General features: G+C 47.4%; 2 protein-coding genes. Both read right to left on the bottom strand.

Features of this window, described 5'->3' with window-relative positions:
• Window positions 1-281 (bottom strand): plasmid recombination protein (locus HMPREF9304_RS11135; RefSeq protein ID WP_036929159.1); only part of this gene is annotated, 281 nt, incomplete at its 3' end.
• Window positions 282-613: 332 nt separating this feature from the next.
• The coding region (locus tag HMPREF9304_RS11130) for a DUF8464 domain-containing protein (protein ID WP_036929162.1) at window positions 614-1,375 on the bottom strand (762 nt) is incomplete at its 5' end.

Here is a 1,375-nt window from a genome sequence, read left to right as displayed (position 1 = left end):
TCGCTTTCAAGTTTGAGCATATCCTCGTGCGACCCTGAGAGGATAAAGCGAAGTGCCTTGACTTGGTTGTCTGCCACCTTACGGTAGANGTTTGCTGTGGNGATGCGGTGTTCTATGGCTTCCGTGCGGTTGGTGACATTTGCAGGAAATTGCACCAACTCACGGTTGAGGTGTGTGCGAGTTGCATCGACATTACTTGGCACGAATGTACGCTCGATGTGTGCGGTCATTGCCGAGTCGTTGCCACGAGCTTTGTCTATATGTAATACTGCGTAGCCCATAAGTTGAATATTGTTTTAAGGGTATCCAAAGGGGCGGAGTCCCTTGGCTCAGAAGGGCTTTTTTAGCAGNAANGCAAGTGGAGCGTGNAGAAAATGCCCTAATGAGCTATGGCATTTCTTCTAAATGCCGCTCCGCCCAATCCGAAACTCCCCTTTGAGGTGTTTGCATTCTCTGAATGCACAGAAGCTTTGTTGCTAAGTTTCTTTTTAGGAAACTTGCAGTTGGNAAAACTGCCATTGCTCTTGAAACAAAGCTATCTGTCTGCCTCTTGTTCTCTTTTAGTCCCTAAGGATACCCNGTTGATACTTGGTTTTAATTGCACTCTTTTGCCTTATCTGCGAAATCCACGCTTGACGACCGATTGCGGTTCCTTCTGTTTTTGNTCCATCACTTTCTGGCGAGAAACGTGATACTCGTTCAGGTCTTTATATCTGCCATAATGTCGGCNCATATCCTCTACTTTGATACCAGCCGATTGTAAAGACTGGAGGGCTTGTCGTCCTGCTTGGTCGTTGTCAAGGAAAGCTCGAACGGANTCAATGCCGTTCTCGTGAAGATAGGCNATAGCTCGTGAAAGATTGCTGACCGAGTTCAGCACGATGGAGGGTGAGATGGTTTCTTTTCCTTTCATCGTGAGAAAGGACAGGAAATCAACAAAGCCCTCAAAAATGTTGTGTGTGGTGTCTTTTGCACCCTCCTCACTACCGATAACGGAAATATCTTTCGGAGCGATTGTCCCTTTGAAATGACCGTTGTCCCTGAGTTCATATCCTCCTGTTCGATTGGGAAATCCTATGGCAGTGTAAGTTCTTCCGTCCACCTCNTAGCACACGGAACGCAGATAGTGNTTGGCAAGCNAAANGTCAATCTTNCGCTCCTCCTGCAAATAGCGTTGCAGGTGTGGGGGNAGTTCCTCACTGATGCCNAGAATGCGCCTTGTGCTTGGGNATTGTTTTGATNTTTCTNCCTTTGAAGGANTTGCACGATGAAAGGAAAGAGCGTTCCCTGCCAAATGGCTCATTGCTTCGTGAGCATTGCACCTTTGCAACAACATCACAAGGTCTATGATGCTGCCACCTTTGCCCAAGCCGAA

It is taken from the genome of Hoylesella timonensis S9-PR14 (genome assembly GCF_000762405.1).
GTDB classification, from domain to species: domain Bacteria; phylum Bacteroidota; class Bacteroidia; order Bacteroidales; family Bacteroidaceae; genus Prevotella; species Prevotella timonensis_A.
The sequence above is the reverse complement of the archived record's forward strand: the minus strand, read 5'-3'. Positions and strand labels throughout refer to the sequence as shown.